Source organism: Cellulomonas sp. NPDC089187 (assembly GCF_040685135.1).
In the GTDB taxonomy this organism is placed as follows: domain Bacteria; phylum Actinomycetota; class Actinomycetes; order Actinomycetales; family Cellulomonadaceae; genus Cellulomonas.
Genome location: NZ_JBFBHI010000001.1, coordinates 482,096 through 495,944, shown reverse-complemented (window position 1 = coordinate 495,944; position 13,849 = coordinate 482,096). Strand labels below are relative to the sequence as shown.

17 protein-coding genes are annotated in these 13,849 nt (G+C 71.0%); 13 read left to right on the top strand and 4 right to left on the bottom strand.

The window, feature by feature from the left end; genetic code table 11:
• The first annotated feature begins 30 nt into the window (after window positions 1-30).
• Genes AB0N78_RS02395 through AB0N78_RS02385 form a run of 3 tightly spaced genes read left to right on the top strand, consistent with a single transcriptional unit; the run spans window position 31 to window position 2,445 of the window.
• A complete protein-coding gene (locus AB0N78_RS02395) occupies window positions 31-603 on the top strand; it encodes a DUF5998 family protein (protein WP_363385348.1) in 573 nt (190 codons plus the stop codon).
• A complete protein-coding gene (locus AB0N78_RS02390) occupies window positions 600-1,772 on the top strand; it encodes a nucleotide pyrophosphatase/phosphodiesterase family protein (RefSeq protein WP_363385345.1) in 1,173 nt (390 codons plus the stop codon). Before AB0N78_RS02395 ends, AB0N78_RS02390 begins: the two co-directional genes overlap by 4 nt.
• 1 nt (window position 1,773) lies before the next feature.
• Window positions 1,774-2,445, top strand: coding sequence for a thymidine kinase (locus tag AB0N78_RS02385; RefSeq protein WP_363385342.1), 672 nt, complete (start codon window positions 1,774-1,776; stop codon window positions 2,443-2,445).
• A 36-nt stretch (window positions 2,446-2,481) separates the two neighbouring features.
• On the opposite strand, the gene sepH is transcribed toward AB0N78_RS02385, so the two are convergent.
• Window positions 2,482-3,567, bottom strand: coding sequence for a septation protein SepH (gene sepH, locus AB0N78_RS02380; protein ID WP_363385339.1), 1,086 nt, complete (start codon window positions 3,565-3,567; stop codon window positions 2,482-2,484).
• 121 nt (window positions 3,568-3,688) lie between these two features.
• On the opposite strand from sepH, the gene AB0N78_RS02375 reads away from it, so the two are divergent.
• The 3 genes from AB0N78_RS02375 to AB0N78_RS02365 all read left to right on the top strand — a co-directional run bounded on the left by AB0N78_RS02375 (window position 3,689) and on the right by AB0N78_RS02365 (window position 5,843).
• Window positions 3,689-4,543, top strand: a complete 855-nt coding sequence (locus AB0N78_RS02375; protein WP_363385336.1) for a TRIC cation channel family protein — start codon at window positions 3,689-3,691, stop codon at window positions 4,541-4,543.
• Window positions 4,540-5,385 carry an inositol monophosphatase family protein gene (locus AB0N78_RS02370; protein ID WP_363385333.1) on the top strand — a complete coding sequence of 282 codons (846 nt, stop codon included), beginning with the start codon at window positions 4,540-4,542 and terminating at the stop codon, window positions 5,383-5,385. Before AB0N78_RS02375 ends, AB0N78_RS02370 begins: the two co-directional genes overlap by 4 nt.
• A gap of 158 nt (window positions 5,386-5,543) precedes the next feature.
• Window positions 5,544-5,843 carry a DUF4193 domain-containing protein gene (locus AB0N78_RS02365; RefSeq protein ID WP_363386221.1) on the top strand — a complete coding sequence of 100 codons (300 nt, stop codon included), beginning with the start codon at window positions 5,544-5,546 and terminating at the stop codon, window positions 5,841-5,843.
• A 73-nt stretch (window positions 5,844-5,916) separates the two neighbouring features.
• On the opposite strand, the gene AB0N78_RS02360 is transcribed toward AB0N78_RS02365, so the two are convergent.
• Complete coding sequence (locus AB0N78_RS02360) at window positions 5,917-6,387, bottom strand: DUF3093 domain-containing protein (RefSeq protein WP_363385331.1); 471 nt, start codon at window positions 6,385-6,387, stop codon at window positions 5,917-5,919.
• Between the two features lie 49 nt (window positions 6,388-6,436).
• On the opposite strand from AB0N78_RS02360, the gene dut reads away from it, so the two are divergent.
• The 4 genes from dut (at window position 6,437) to AB0N78_RS02340 (ending at window position 8,848) form a co-directional block, all read left to right on the top strand.
• Complete coding sequence (dut, locus tag AB0N78_RS02355; RefSeq protein ID WP_363385328.1) at window positions 6,437-6,922, top strand: dUTP diphosphatase; 486 nt, start codon at window positions 6,437-6,439, stop codon at window positions 6,920-6,922.
• Between the two features lie 66 nt (window positions 6,923-6,988).
• Window positions 6,989-7,783 carry a DUF3710 domain-containing protein gene (locus AB0N78_RS02350; protein ID WP_363385325.1) on the top strand — a complete coding sequence of 265 codons (795 nt, stop codon included), beginning with the start codon at window positions 6,989-6,991 and terminating at the stop codon, window positions 7,781-7,783.
• A 1-nt stretch (window position 7,784) separates the two neighbouring features.
• A complete protein-coding gene (locus AB0N78_RS02345; RefSeq protein ID WP_363385322.1) occupies window positions 7,785-8,153 on the top strand; it encodes an OB-fold nucleic acid binding domain-containing protein in 369 nt (122 codons plus the stop codon).
• Entirely contained in the window at window positions 8,150-8,848 is a 699-nt protein-coding gene (locus AB0N78_RS02340; RefSeq protein ID WP_363385319.1) for a DUF3159 domain-containing protein, read from the top strand. Before AB0N78_RS02345 ends, AB0N78_RS02340 begins: the two co-directional genes overlap by 4 nt.
• Here the strand turns inward: AB0N78_RS02340 and AB0N78_RS02335 are convergent.
• Both AB0N78_RS02335 and AB0N78_RS02330 read right to left on the bottom strand, forming a co-directional pair.
• A complete protein-coding gene (locus AB0N78_RS02335; RefSeq protein ID WP_363385317.1) occupies window positions 8,778-9,455 on the bottom strand; it encodes a TrkA family potassium uptake protein in 678 nt (225 codons plus the stop codon). The genes AB0N78_RS02340 and AB0N78_RS02335 overlap by 71 nt on opposite strands.
• Window positions 9,452-10,102 carry a TrkA family potassium uptake protein gene (locus tag AB0N78_RS02330; protein WP_363386219.1) on the bottom strand — a complete coding sequence of 217 codons (651 nt, stop codon included), beginning with the start codon at window positions 10,100-10,102 and terminating at the stop codon, window positions 9,452-9,454. The genes AB0N78_RS02335 and AB0N78_RS02330 overlap by 4 nt, the downstream gene beginning before the upstream one ends.
• A 129-nt stretch (window positions 10,103-10,231) precedes the next feature.
• Between AB0N78_RS02330 and AB0N78_RS02325 the strand changes: the two genes are divergently transcribed.
• From AB0N78_RS02325 to AB0N78_RS02315, 3 genes are all read left to right on the top strand, one after another.
• A complete protein-coding gene (locus tag AB0N78_RS02325) occupies window positions 10,232-12,235 on the top strand; it encodes an APC family permease (protein WP_363385314.1) in 2,004 nt (667 codons plus the stop codon).
• On the top strand, window positions 12,204-13,478 hold the full coding sequence (locus AB0N78_RS02320; RefSeq protein WP_363385311.1) for a TRAM domain-containing protein: 1,275 nt from the start codon (window positions 12,204-12,206) through the stop codon (window positions 13,476-13,478). Before AB0N78_RS02325 ends, AB0N78_RS02320 begins: the two co-directional genes overlap by 32 nt.
• A gap of 69 nt (window positions 13,479-13,547) precedes the next feature.
• Window positions 13,548-13,724 (top strand): translation initiation factor 2, encoded by a 177-nt coding sequence (locus AB0N78_RS02315; protein WP_363385308.1) that lies wholly within the window; start codon window positions 13,548-13,550, stop codon window positions 13,722-13,724.
• The last annotated feature ends 125 nt before the right edge of the window (window positions 13,725-13,849 follow it).

The following is a 13,849-nucleotide window of genomic DNA, read 5'->3' as shown; positions in this document are numbered from 1 at the left end:
GCGCACCCGCGGCAGTGGGAGGATGCGCGGGTGCCTGCCCTGTCTACCGAGCTCCGCCGCGACCTGGACCGCGCGGGGTACTACCCGGATCTGGTCGCCGACGTGCTGGATGTCGCACTCGCCGATGAGCCCGTCCTCGCCCACCTGGTCCACCCCGAGACCACCTTCGACGCGGCCGAGGTCCGCCGCCACGTCACCGTGCTTGCGCTGACCGCGACCCGCCTGATCGTGGCGCATGTGGACGACCACCCCGCGGACTCCGAGCACCCCTCCGCCAGTGCGGCCGCCACCACCGAATCGGTGCCGCTGGCCGAACTGCGCTCGGTGGCGCTGACCCACCTGATCGGTGCCCCCGAGTCCTACCGCGGCGGCGAAGGCCCGGCGGAGCTGACCCTGGCGATCGGCTGGGGCGCGGTCTCCCGGGTCGACCTGGAACCCGCGCACTGCGCCGACCCGAACTGCGAGGCCGACCACGGCATGACCGGCTCGATCACCCCCGATGACGTGGTGGTCCGGGTGAGTGCGGTCGCCGAGGGTGCGGAGGCGGTGCGCGAGGCGGTGAGCTTCGCCCGACGCCTGTCCGCCGCCAGCGGCCACCGATGAGCTTGCGCGATCAGGTCCGCGGCCGACTGGAGCGCTCCGGACTGATGCTGCCGGACTACCGGGGGCGCTCGCTGTCCGGTGTGCTGCCCGCTGCGGCGGCTGTGCTCGGCGTCGAGGTGGCCGACGGTGCCCGGCGACGGGATCAGTTCGGCCTGCCGCGCGCCGAGCGGGTCTGTGTGGTGCTGGTGGACGGCTTGGGGCAGGAGAACCTGGCCGAACGCTCCGGGCACGCGCCCTTCCTGCGGTCACTGCTGGCCGGGTCCAAGGCGATCCAGGTCGGCTACCCGTCCACCACCGCGGCCTCGATGGGCTCCTTCGGCACCGGCACCGTCCCCGGGCGTACCGCGATGCTCGGCTACACCGTGCGCAATCCGAACAGTGGCGGGCTGGGCAACCTGGTGTCCTGGACCGGCCTGCCGGCCGCCGCGCAGTGGCAGCGTGAGCCCACCGTGTTCCAGGCCCTGGTCGACGCCGGGGTAGCGGTCACCTCGGTGGGGCCACGCAAATTCCACGGGTCGGGGCTGACCGAGGCCGCGTTGCGCGGGGGTGAGCACCACGCCGCCGAGCAGCTCTCCGAGCGGGTGGACGCCGCCGCGCGCCTGCTGCGTCAACCCGGGCTGGTCTACCTGTACTGGGGCGATGTCGACAAGACCGGGCACCACCACGGCTGGGGCTCCTGGCAGTGGGGTGATGCGCTGTCCGCCCTGGACGGCGAGCTGGCCCGGTTGGCCCGGATTGTGCCCCCGGACACCACCCTGCTGATCACCGCCGATCACGGCATGGTGGATGTCGACCCGGATCTGCGCTGGGATGTGGCCAACGACCCCGCCCTGTCCGCCGGGGTGCCGTTGACCTCCGGCGAGCCGCGGGCGCTGCACCTGCACCTGGACCCCGACGCCGACCCTGAGGCCGTGCAGAGCCGGTGGCAGGAGACCCTGGGCCGCCACGGCGTGGTGCTCACCCGGGACGAGGCGGTGGGAGCCGGGCTGTTCGGCACCGTCGCCGACCACGTCCTGCCGGTGATCGGCGATCTGGTGGTCGCCACCGCGGGCCGCGCCACTGTGGCCGACTCCCGCACCCAGACCCCTGCCTCGCTGGAGCTGATCGGCGTGCACGGGTCGTTAACGTCCACCGAGCTGCGCGTGCCGCTCCTGATCTGGCAGGGCTGAGATGGCCGAACTCGTCTTCTTCTGCGGGACCATGGACTGCGGCAAGTCCACGCTGGCGTTGCAGATGCACCACAACCATGAGGCCCGCGGCCGCGACGGCGTGCTCTGGGTGCGCAACGACCGTGCGGGGGAAGCCCGACTGTCCTCCCGGCTCGGCCTGTCCGTGGCCGCCAATGAGGTGCACGACGACACCGACTTCTGGGCCGAGGTGGTCGACCGCCGCACCCGGGGACGGGCGGTGGACTTCTTGATCTGCGACGAGGCTCAGTTCTACTCCGCGCAGCAGGTCGACCAGTTGGCCGATGTGGTCGACGAGCTCAAGGTCGACGTCTACGCCTTCGGGATCACCACGGACTTCCGGGCGCAGCTGTTCCCGGGATCGGCACGGATGCTGGAACTCGCCGACCGGGTGGAGTCATTGCAGGTCCAGGCCCTGTGCTGGTGCGGTGCCCGGGCCACCCACAACGCCCGCACCGTGCACGGGGTGATGGTGGTGGAGGGCGAGCAGGTGGTGATCGGGGACATTACCGGCAGCGACGACGACCCGGTGCAGGAGCCGGACGCGGTCAGCTATGAGGTGCTGTGCCGTCGCCACCACCGGCAGCGGATCACTGCCACCGTCTCCGGTGCGGCGGCGATCTCACCGCAGACGCTGGGCTTGCTGAACGACTGAACCGCTGGGCTACTCGGAACAGCTGGGCTGCGGGGGCTACTCCGGCTTCGCGCCGAAGACGATCTCGTCCCAGCTCGGCACCTTGGCCCGGCCACGACGCGACTTGGGCTTGGACTCGTCCTTGGCGGGGGCACCCTGCGCCGGGTGCTCCGCGATGGCCTCGGGTCGGGTCTGCGTCGCGGACGCGGGCACCGGGTAGATCCGAGCCTGCGCCTCGTGGTCGGCGTCCTCCGGGTGCGCGCCGGGGGCCTCGGAGTGCTCCGGCTGCGCCGGTGCGGCCGGCTCGGTCAGCCCGAAGTCGAAGGCGGTCTGCGGGCCGAAGCCGTCAAATCCGTCCTCGTCCTCCTCCTCGACATCCAGGGTCTGACGCTGGCCCCGGCGGGCACGCAGATCGTCCAACAGATCCTGGGTCGGGTCGGCGGGTTCCGGCTCCGGTTCCGGGTCGCGGGGTCCGTCCACGGCGGCCAGCACCGGGCGGATCGACTCGTCGGCGTCCACCTCGAAGGCCACATCCCGGACCGCGGACAGGTGACGGCGACGATTGAGCGGGCCCTCATCGATCTCGGTCTCGGACAGCCAACGCGCCTCGTCCTCCTCGGCGCGCACGGAGCGGGCGGTCGGGTCGAAGCTCCACCGCGCCTCTCGGCGGTCGCCGTCCAGGTCGAAGCGCACCAGCACGGTCCACTCCGCACCCGGGGAACGGAAGGCGTCCCAGACGATGCTCTCGGCGTCGACCCCGCGCGAGGCGAGGCGGTCGACCACCAGGTCACCCAACTCCGGTGCCCCGGCATCGCGTCCGACCCGGGTGGACCGGGCCTGCTGCGCCAGGTACTCGCGCTCGGCGATCACCGGGCCCTCGAACCGGCGCACATGCTCCACCGACAGACCGGACTCGTCGGCGATCTGCTCCGCCGACTGCCCGGCACGGACCCGCGCCTGGATCTCCCGGGGGCTGGGTGCACCCGAGCGTTCGGCTCGGATCTGCTCCAGCTGCGGCCGATCCCGACGGACCGCCGCGCGCAGCGGGTCGTCGATGGGCAGGAGGTAGCGCTGTCCGTCGGCCGCCGCCAGGACCAGGTGTTCCCCGTCCTCGTGCAGCCCGACCAGCTCCAGCTCAGCCATCACATCTCCCATCCTCGCCGACGAGGGTGCCATCCGGAGTCCACGATGCCCGGGAGGCGCGCCCGGATCGTGACGACACGCCCGGTCCGGATCGAGCCGGCCGACTGGAAGAATGCGGGTTGTGGACCTTGCACTGCCCGGCCAGATGCCCCTCGAGCTGTTGGGTGTCTTCCTGTGTGCGCTGTCCGGCGGGCTGGCCGCGGTCCGCAAGAGCTTCGACATCTTCGGGATCATCGTGCTGGCCTGGGTGGCCGGGCTCGGCGGCGGTTTGATGCGTGACGTGCTGATCGGGGCGATCCCGCCGGTGGGCATCTCGTCCTGGCCCTATGTGGCCACGGCGTGCGCGGCCGGACTGGTGACCTGGGCGCTGCACTTCGGGATGAGCAAGGTGCGACGTCCGGTGCTGGTGCTCGATGCGGCGGCGCTCGGTCTGTTCACCGCCGCGGGCACGGTCAAGGCGCTGCAGTACGGCGTCGGGCCGATGGCGGCGGTCTTCGCCGGGGTGATCACGGGGATCGGGGGTGGCATCCTGCGCGACCTGCTCACCGGTGACGTGCCGATCGTCTTCAGTCATCGTGAGCTCTACGCGGTGCCCAGTGTGCTGGGTGCGGCGGCACTGACCCTGGCGTCGATGACTGGTGCCCTGAATGTGGCGGTGGAGGTCACCGTGGCGGTGGCCATCGCCGTGGTGCGGCTGGTGTCCCTGCGGTTCCGGTTGGAGGCCCCCACGGCGCTGGCCGCCCCGGACCGGTCCAACCGGCCGCGGCCCAGTCGCGCACCGTCGCTGTCCGCCTCCCGTGCGCTGCGCCTGGGGCGTGGTGGCGGCGACGGATCCAGCGGTGGGCGTCGCCGGGTCGCGGGGGAGAAGCGCGCAGTGGAGCAGACCCCCGTGCGGGAACCCAGCGAGGCGGCCACCAGCCAGCTGCGCCGCTGGCTGCACGCGATGCGCGGTGGCCGGGGCAAGATGGACGGGTGACCTCCACCGCTGCTGTTCTGCCCGACCCCGACCAGATCGCCGCGCTGCGTGCCTTCGCCGAACGTCTGGCCCGCTCCGCCGGGGCGCTGGTCCGTGACGGGCGTCCGGACCGGGTGGATGTGGCCGCCACCAAATCCAGCGAGGTCGACCCGGTCACCGCGATGGACCTGGCTTCCGAGGCGCACTTGCGCGCCCTGATCGCCGAGCACCGCCCGCAGGACGGCATCCTCGGCGAGGAGGACGGTCTGCTGCCGGGCAGCTCCGGACTGACCTGGGTGCTGGACCCGATCGACGGCACCGTCAACTACCTCTACGGCATCCCGGCCTACGCGATCTCGGTCGGGCTGGTCGCCGGTGAACCGGACCCGGCGCACTGGACCCCGGTGGCCGGGGCGGTGCACGCGGTGTCCTCGGGGGTCACCTACACCGCCGGGCACGGTCTTGGCGCGACCCGTGACGGGCAGCCACTGCGGGTGAACGCCGCGCGGCCGCTGGCCACCAGCCTGGTCGGCACCGGCTTCGGGTACACCGTCGAGCGCCGGACCGCGCAGGCCCGGGTGCTGGCCGAGTTGCTGCCCCGGGTGCGCGATATCCGGCGGATCGGGTCGGCGGCGCTCGATCTGTGCCGGATCGCCGAGGGCTCACTGGATGTCTACTTCGAGCGGGGGCTCAACCCGTGGGACCTCGCGGCCGGGCAGCTGATCGTGCGCGAGGCCGGCGGTGTGGTCACCGGTCTGCGCGGTGCGGCGGCGGGACTGGCGATGACAGTGGCCGGTCCGGCGCGGACGGTGGACGAGCTGTCCGACGCGCTCGCGGGCTGGCATGCGGACCAGGACGGCTGACCTGAGGATCAGCCCTGAGCGGACACGACCCTGAACAGGGGTGCGTTCGCACCTGAAATGAGGCACAATCCAGCGCCGTCGGGAACAAACAGAACCCTCGGTTGCTTGATCCCGCATCACCCCCTGACACCTCGACCATTCGGAGCGTGACTCACCCCATGGCAACCGACTACGACGCCCCGCGCAAGACCGAGGAGGACCTCAGCGAGGACTCGCTGCAGGAACTCCAGGCTCGGCGCACCGACAAGAACTCGGGCGTGGTGGACGAGGACGAGACCGAAGCGGCGGAGGGATTCGAACTCCCCGGTGCGGACCTGTCCGGCGAGGAGCTCTCGGTTCGGGTGCTGCCGCGCCAGGCCGACGAGTTCACCTGCACCAAGTGCTTCCTGGTCCACCACCGCAGCCAGCTGGCCTACGAGAAGAACGGTCAGCCGGTCTGCACCGAGTGCGCCGCCTGACCGACACGACCCACGACGCCGGCCGTTCCCCTCGCGGGAGTGGTCGGCGTCGTCGTGTGCGGGCCGCGCTCGGCTACGGCAGCTCAGCGTGGGGCGCATCCGGGGACACCGGCAACCCCAGCGCCTCGACCAGGGCGTGCGGACGCCGGGTCGAGACCACCCAGAACGGTGTCGGGTCGGCCGGGTCGGTGACCCGCACCCGCACAGCGGTTCGCACCCACCCGCGCAGGCAGAGGTAGGTCCGGGCGTCCAGCTCGGTGCCGAGCGCGGCCCGGGTGGCGGTGGGATCAAGCGCCTCGGCGTCGGCCAGGAACTCCACCGGAATGTGCGCCGACCCGGCGTGCAGCTCCCCATCGACGACGCTCACCCGGGTGGCGGCGACCAGCACCATGCTCACCGCCGCGACCAGTGCGACCGCCGCCGCGACCCCGCCTGCGACCGGGGACACCGGGACGAAGGCGATCCCGAACATCGCCGCCAGACCGAGCGCGACGATCCAGCCCACCGGGCCGGGCCACAGGCGCTCGGTGAAGCGAGGGGTCACAGGGGAGGGCGTCGAGGGCTGCACCCGACCAGGGTAGGGTCCGGTGCCCGTGAGCGAACCCACCGTGGACATCCTGCTGCGCCGCCTGGACGAGGAGGTGCCGCTCCCGTCCTACGCCAAACCCGGTGATGCGGGTGCCGATCTGGTCACCCGGATCGACTTGATCCTGGAACCGGGGGAGCGCGCGACTGTCCCCACCGGGATTGCCATCGCCCTGCCGGAGGGGTACGCCGCCTTCGTGCACCCGCGCTCCGGCATGGCCGCCAAACACGGCCTGACCATCGTGAACGCCCCGGGCACCGTCGACGCCGGGTACCGCGGAGAGATCCAGGTGACGCTGCTGAACACCGATCCGCGCACCTCCATCGTGCTGCATCGTGGGGACCGGATCGCCCAGCTGGTGATTCAGCGGGTGGAGCTGGCGGCCTTCCAGGAGGTGGACGAGCTGCCCGAGTCGGTGCGCGGCACCGGGGGATTCGGGTCCTCCGGTGGGCACCGGGCCAGCGAACCGGTGCTGGACACCCCGGCGGACTAGGCCCGCAGGACCGACCGGACTACTGTGAGACGTGATCGTGCCGTGATCTGCGGACGGTCGACGGACATGGCGGGGGACCGCCGGGAAAGGTACGCACAGGTGGCGCTATTCCGGCGCGGTGCGAAGGATCGCACCGCCGAGCAGGAGATCGAGCCGACCGAGGCGACCGACGAGGTCACCGAGGACAGCACGACCGTCGAGGGTGACGAGGACACCGGCATTGTCGTCCCCGACCGTGCCGCCGGCCCCTGGGACTCCACCGAGGATGTGCCCGCCGGTCCGCGGATCGACCTTGGTGCGCTGCGTCTGCCCGGCATCCCCGGGATGGCGCTGCGGATGGAGATCGACAAGAAGACCAACACCGTGACCGGGGTGGCGGTGACCCTGGGCGAGTCGACGTTGCAGATGCAGGCCTTCGCCGCGCCGCGCACCGACGGCATCTGGGACGAGATCCGCGAGGAGATCGCCGCCTCCGTCACCAAACAGGGCGGCTCGGTGGACGACCTACCGGGCCCCTTCGGTCGGGAGCTGCTCGCCCGACTGCCCGTGCGCACCCCGGAGGGCCGCACCGGGCACCGTCCGGCCCGGTTCATCGGGGTGGACGGTCCGCGCTGGTTCCTGCGCGGTGTGGTCACCGGCCGCGCCGCCGTCGACCCTGAGGCCGCCACCGCCGTCGAGGACCTGTACCGCCGCACCGTGGTGGTCCGTGACGGTCAGGCCCGCCCGCCCCGCGACCTGCTCGCCCTCACCCTGCCCAATCAGGCCGACGGGGTGCAGAAGGCGCAGCCCGCTGACGGTGCTGAGGAGACCCCCTCGTTCGACCCGCTGACCCGGGGCCCGGAGATCACGGAGATCCGTTGACATGACGCTGCGCGATGCCCTGCGCAAGGCGGTCGCCTCGCAGGACGAGATCGAGGCGGATGAGGAACGCGCCGACGCGGTGCGCGCAGCCGGGTGCACCCCGGTGGGTAACGCCCCCGAGCGCACCCGGGTCAAGATGGCTGGTGTGCTGCGCTCAGTGGTGCTCCGCCCGCGTGAGGGCGTGCCCGCGCTGGAGGCCGAGCTCTACGACGGCTCCGGCACCGTCCAGCTGGTCTGGCTCGGACGGCGGGAGATCGCCGGGGTCGAGCCGGGACGGCGGATGAAGGTCGAGGGCATGGTCTGCACCCGCGAGGGTCGGCGGTCCATGTTCAACCCCCGCTACGAGCTGCGTCCCCGGCCGGGCGAGTGAGCGAGGAGACCCGCTCGGGCATCCGGGCCATCTCAGGGGAGACGTTCTCGCTGGAAGACGCCGTCGGTGGGTGGCGCGGTGCCATCGAGTCGGTCGCGCCGGGCCTGCTGTTCGTGGTGGTCTTTGTGGCGAGCGGTCAACGGCTGACACCCGCACTGATCGCAGCGGCGGCCTGTGCCGTCCTGGCCGTGATCATCCGGCTGATCCAGCGCAGTCCGCTCACCCAGGCGTTCTCCGGCGTGCTCGGGGTCGGCATCGGTGTGATCTGGGCGTGGCGCACCGGCGAGGCCAGCGACTACTTCGCCTGGGGCCTACTGGTGAACGTCGGGTATCTCGCCGCGTTCCTGGTGTCGATCGTGATCGGCTGGCCGCTGGTCGGTCTGGTGCTCGGACTGTTCCGGCCCGAGGGCCCCCTCAACGAGGGCGGGTCGTGGGCCGGGGCGGTCGCGTGGCGCACGGACCGGGTGCTGCGTCGGCGATTCGCCATCGCCAGCTGGGTGTGGGTCGGGATGTTCGCCGCCCGCCTGCTGGTGCAGGCACCGCTCTACTGGGCCGATCAGGTCGGTTGGCTGGGCACCGCGAAACTCGTCATGGGCGTGCCCTTGACCGCCCTGGTGCTCTGGCTCAGTTGGATCCTGGTGCGCGGGACGACAGCAGCGCGGCCAACTCCTGCTCCGACCCGTCAGGACCCGTGACGAACAGCAGCTCGTCCCGCCCCTCCAAGGTGTCATCCGCAGTCGGCGTGAACGGCCGGGTGTCCCGCACGATGCAGGACAGCACCGTGTCCGCCGGCCAACCGATCTGACCCACCAGCGACCCCACCAGCGGCGAATCCTCCGGCAGGGTCAGCTCCAGGATGTCCGCCCCGGACTGGTGGAACGTGAAGATCCGCACCAGGTCACCGACCGACACGGCCTCCTCGATCATCGCCGTCATGATCCGCGGCGTGGACACCGCCACGTCGACGCCCCACGCCTCGTCGAACATCCACTCGTTCTTCGGGTTGTTCACCCGGGCCACCGTGCGCGGCACGCCGTACTCAGTCTTGGCCAGCAGCGAGATCACCAGATTGGCCTTGTCATCACCGGTGGCGGCGACCACCACGTCGCACTCGTCCACCCGCGCCTCGGACAGCGTCGACAGCTCACAGGCGTCCGCCAGGATCCAGTCCGCGTCCGCCACCTGCGCGACCCGCATCGCCGTTGGCTGACGGTCGATCAGGGTGACCTCGTTGTCATTGGCCAACAGCTCCTTGGCGATCGACCGGCCCACCGACCCCGCGCCCGCGATTACGACCCTCATGCCGACACCTCCGGCGCCGCAGTGATCGCACGCTCCACAGCGGCCTGATCGTCGGTCCGCATCAGCAGATGCACGATGTCGTTCTCCTGCAACACAGTCTGGGCGTCCGGCAGCAGACCGTCGCCATAGCGGGTCAGATACGCCACCCGGGCACCGGTGGCCTCCTCCAGCACCCGCAACGGCTTGCCCCGCCACTCCGGGTGCACATCCATCTCGGCCAGCACGATCTGCCCGGAGGCGTCGGAGAACTGGTTGGTGGCACCCATCGGCAGCAGACGGCGCAGCACCTGATCGGCGGTCCAGCGCACGGTCGCCACGGTCGGGATGCCCAACCGCTGGTAGATCTCCGCGCGGTGCGGGTCGTAGATCCGGGCCACCACGTTGTCCACCCCGAAGGTCTCCCGGGCCACCCGGGCGGCCAGGATGTTCGAGTTGTCCCCGTCGGCCACCGCCGCGAAGCCGAAGGCGTCGTCGATCCCGGCCTGCCGCAGCACATCGCGGTCGAAGCCCAACCCGGTCACCTTGGACCCGCCGAAGTCGGCGTCCAACCGGCGGAACGAATCCGGGTTCTGATCGATCACGGCGACTGAGTGGCCGTGGCTCTCCAACGACTGCGCGAGGGTGGCACCGGCGCGGCCACAGCCCATGATGACGAAGTGCACGAGGCAGGACGCTATACCGTCCGGGCCGGGTGCGGTGGGTCCGGGCGTCGTATGCACGCCGAGTCCCGAAGGTCCGTGCGCGGTAGCCCCCGCACGGGCCTAGCATGAACCCTCGTGCCGGACCTCGCTGATGCCGCCAAACGCTTGCTGCTGGGCCGACCGGTCCGCAGCGAGAACCTGGGGCACACCCTGCTGCCCAAGCGGATCGCTCTGCCGATCTTCGCGTCGGACGCCCTGTCGTCGGTGGCCTATGCCCCGGATGAGGTGCTGCTGACCCTGGCGCTGGCCGGCGTCGGGGCGACGGTGATCTCGCCGTGGGTGGGGTTGGCGGTGGTCGTGGTCATGGTGACCGTGATCGCGTCGTATCGGCAGAACGTGCACGCCTACCCGAGCGGCGGTGGCGACTACGAGGTCGCCACGGTGAACCTCGGGCCGAAGGCAGGGGTGACGGTCGCGTCCGCGTTGCTGGTGGACTACGTGCTGACGGTGGCGGTGTCGGTGTCGTCGGGGACGCAGTACGCGGCGGCGGCGATCCCGGCGTTGCGCGGGCATGAGGCGCTGTTCGCGGTGTGCATCGTGGTGCTGCTGACGATTGCGAATCTCCGCGGGGTGCGGGAGTCGGGCCGGGCGTTCGCGCTGCCGGTGTACCTGTACATGCTGGCGGTGGGTGGCACGGCGGTCTTCGGCTTCGTGCAGTACCTGACTGGCAAGCTGCAGATGGCGGAGAGCGCGGACCTGACCATCGTGCCGCAGGACGGGATGGAGCAGGGGCTGGTCGGGGTCGCGGGGGCGTTCCTGGTGTTGCGGGCGTTCGCGTCCGGGTCGGCAGCGCTGACCGGTGTGGAGGCGATCAGCAACGGGGTGCCCTCGTTCAAGAAGCCGAAGTCGAAGAACGCGGCGACGACGCTGCTGATGCTCGGCTGCCTGTCGGTGTTCCTGATGATGTCGATCCTGATGCTGGCCCGGGTGACCGGCGTGCACTACGTGGAGGATCCACACACCCAGCTGATGGGCCCGGACGGGCAACTGGTCGGCGAGGACTATGTGCAGGACCCGGTGATCGGGCAGCTGGCGCAGACGATCTTCCACAGCTTCCCGCCGGCGTTCTATCTGGTGGCGGTGGTGACCGGTCTGATCCTGGTGCTGGCAGCGAACACCGCGTTCAACGGGTTCCCGGTGCTGGGGTCGATCCTGGCCAAGGACGGGTTCCTGCCCCGGCAGCTGCACACGCGCGGTGACCGGTTGGCGTTCAGCAACGGCATCATCACGTTGGCCGCCGGTGCGATCGCACTGATTGTGGCCTTCGATGCGCAGGTCACCCGGCTGATCCAGCTGTACATCGTCGGGGTGTTCGTGTCCTTCACGCTGTCCCAGTTGGGGATGATCAAGCACTGGACCCGTGAACTGCGCACCGAGCCGGACCCGAAGCGGCGCAAGCAGATGACTCGGTCGCGGGTGATCAACGCGATCGGCTTCGGGATGACGGCGACGGTGCTGCTGATCGTGCTGCTGACCAAGTTCACCCACGGTGCCTGGATCGCGATCCTGGCGATGGTCATCGTGTTCATCGTGATGCGGGCGATCCGCAAGCACTACGACACGGTGCGCGATGAGCTGGCCCTGGACGACGAGGCCGCCGCGAAGGCGCTGCCCAGCCGGGTGCATGCCATCGTGTTGGTGTCGCATCTGCACCGCCCGACCATGCGGGCCATCGCCTACGCCCGGGCCTCGCGCCCGCAGGTGTTGGAGGCGCTGACCGTGGCCGTGGATGGGGAGGATGCGACCGAGCTGCGCGAGCAGTGGGAGAAGATGGACCTGCCGGTGCCCTTGCGGGTGCTGGATTCGCCGTTCCGGGAGATCACTCGGCCGGTGATCACCTATGTGCGATCGATCCGTCGGGAGAGCCCGCGGGATCTGGTTGTCGTGTACATCCCCGAGTACGTCGTCGGGCACTGGTGGGAGCAGCTGCTGCACAACCAGAGTGCCCTGCGGTTGAAGGGTCGCCTGCTGTTCACCCCCGGTGTGGTGGTGGCGTCGGTGCCCTGGCAACTGTCGTCGACTCAGGGGCAGACCGGGATGGAGGAGCATGTCCGCAGGACGACGAGCCGGGGTCTCTAGGCGCACGCAGCCCACGAGGCGCAAGGTCGCCACCGAGCCGCTGCCGACCGAGCTGATCGAGCTGGAGGTCGGGCCGGTCGCCCACGGCGGGCACTGTGTGGCGCGGATGGCCGACGGGCGGGTGGTCTTTGTCCGGCACACGTTGCCCGGCGAACGGGTGCGGGCGCGGGTGACCGAGACCGGTCCGAAGTTCTGGCGCGCGGACGCGGTCGAGGTGCTGGACGCCTCCGCGGACCGGGTGGAGTCGGTGTGGCCGGAGGCCGGTCCGGGCGGGGTCGGCGGTGGTGAGTTGGCGCATGTCCGACTGGATGCGCAGCGGGCGTGGAAGTCCGCGGTGCTCACCGAGCAGCTGTCCCGGTTGGCGCGGATCGATCGGGAGGTGCCGGTGGACGGCATGCCCGGTGACGACGGTCTGGGGTGGCGCACCCGGGTGTCCTTCGTGGCGGATGCCGAGGGGCGACTGGGCATGCGGAAATTCCGCTCGCACCAGGTGCTGGCGTTGGACTCGATGCCGTTGATGAGCGAGGAGCTGGCCGGGCTGGGTCTGTTGGACCGGCGCTGGTCGGCGGGGGTGACCGTGGACGCGGTGGCCCCGGCTGGTGGTGATGCGCCGCTGGTGTTGGTGGAGGGGCAGCCCTTCGACCTGCGCAAGGGCAAGGCCGACCCGCGGCCGAACGCACGCAACGCGGTGCGTGAGGTGGTGGGGGACTGGCAGTACCGGGTGGCCGCCGAGGGTTTCTGGCAGGTGCACCGGCAGGCACCGGGTGCGCTGGTCGACGCGGTGCTGTCCGGGGTCGGCGAGGCCTCGACGGTGCTGGACCTGTTCTCCGGCGCGGGACTGTTCAGCCTGCCTTTGGCTGACCGGGTGGGGACCTCTGGCCGGGTGGTCGCGGTCGAGGGTGATGCCCGCGCGGTGAAGGACGCCCGTCGCAACGCGCACGACCGGCCGCAGATCGAGCTGCACCAGGGCGATGTGGGCGCGGTGCTCGGGTCGCTCGGTGTGCTGGACGGGGTGGACGCGGTGGTCCTGGACCCGCCGCGGGTCGGTGCCGGACGGGAGGTCGTGCAGGCGGTCGCGGCGCTGGACCCGGGCCGGATCGTCTACGTGGCCTGTGACCCGGCGGCGCTCGCCCGGGATGTGGCCTACCTGGGCGAGGAGGGGTATCAGCTCCAGGATGTGCGGGGCTATGACCTGTTCCCGATGACCCACCATGTGGAGGCGGTGGCGGTGCTCGCGCGCTGAGCTGCGGCGCGGTCTAGCGTGGTCGGACCGGCCGGGGTGGGCCCTGGCCACGAGTCCGAGGAGCGCGCCATGACCGATCAGCACGAGTCCGCCGCCGAGGCCACCCGTCGCGTGGCGGAGGCCAGCCGCCGGGCGACCGAGGAGCTGCACAAGCAGGGCACCCCCGACTACGACCCCCGCCAGCACGCCAAGGCGGTCGAACGCGAGCGCCGCGCCGCCGAGACTCGCGAGGGCGCCGCCGAGTAACCCACCGAGATGACAGAAACCGACGCTGAGTGCCCGCAGGTGCGTCGGTTTCTGTCATCTCGATGCGGCGCGCCGTCAGGGTAGGATGTATCTTGACGTCAAGATATTCGGGTCGCCCCCCAGCG

Excerpts from the sequence above, each read along its gene's own strand:
- AB0N78_RS02390 (WP_363385345.1), top strand. The coding sequence starts at position 600 with ATGAGCTTGCGCGATCAGGTCCGCGGCCGACTGGAGCGCTCCGGACTG.
- AB0N78_RS02385 (WP_363385342.1), top strand. The coding sequence starts at position 1,774 with ATGGCCGAACTCGTCTTCTTCTGCGGGACCATGGACTGCGGCAAGTCC.
- sepH (WP_363385339.1), bottom strand. The coding sequence starts at position 3,567 with ATGGCTGAGCTGGAGCTGGTCGGGCTGCACGAGGACGGGGAACACCTG.
- AB0N78_RS02365 (WP_363386221.1), top strand. The coding sequence starts at position 5,544 with ATGGCAACCGACTACGACGCCCCGCGCAAGACCGAGGAGGACCTCAGC.
- AB0N78_RS02350 (WP_363385325.1), top strand. The coding sequence starts at position 6,989 with ATGGCGGGGGACCGCCGGGAAAGGTACGCACAGGTGGCGCTATTCCGG.
- AB0N78_RS02345 (WP_363385322.1), top strand. The coding sequence starts at position 7,785 with ATGACGCTGCGCGATGCCCTGCGCAAGGCGGTCGCCTCGCAGGACGAG.
- AB0N78_RS02335 (WP_363385317.1), bottom strand. The coding sequence starts at position 9,455 with ATGAGGGTCGTAATCGCGGGCGCGGGGTCGGTGGGCCGGTCGATCGCC.
- AB0N78_RS02330 (WP_363386219.1), bottom strand. The coding sequence starts at position 10,102 with ATGGGCTGTGGCCGCGCCGGTGCCACCCTCGCGCAGTCGTTGGAGAGC.
- AB0N78_RS02320 (WP_363385311.1), top strand. The coding sequence starts at position 12,204 with ATGTCCGCAGGACGACGAGCCGGGGTCTCTAGGCGCACGCAGCCCACG.
- AB0N78_RS02315 (WP_363385308.1), top strand. The coding sequence starts at position 13,548 with ATGACCGATCAGCACGAGTCCGCCGCCGAGGCCACCCGTCGCGTGGCG.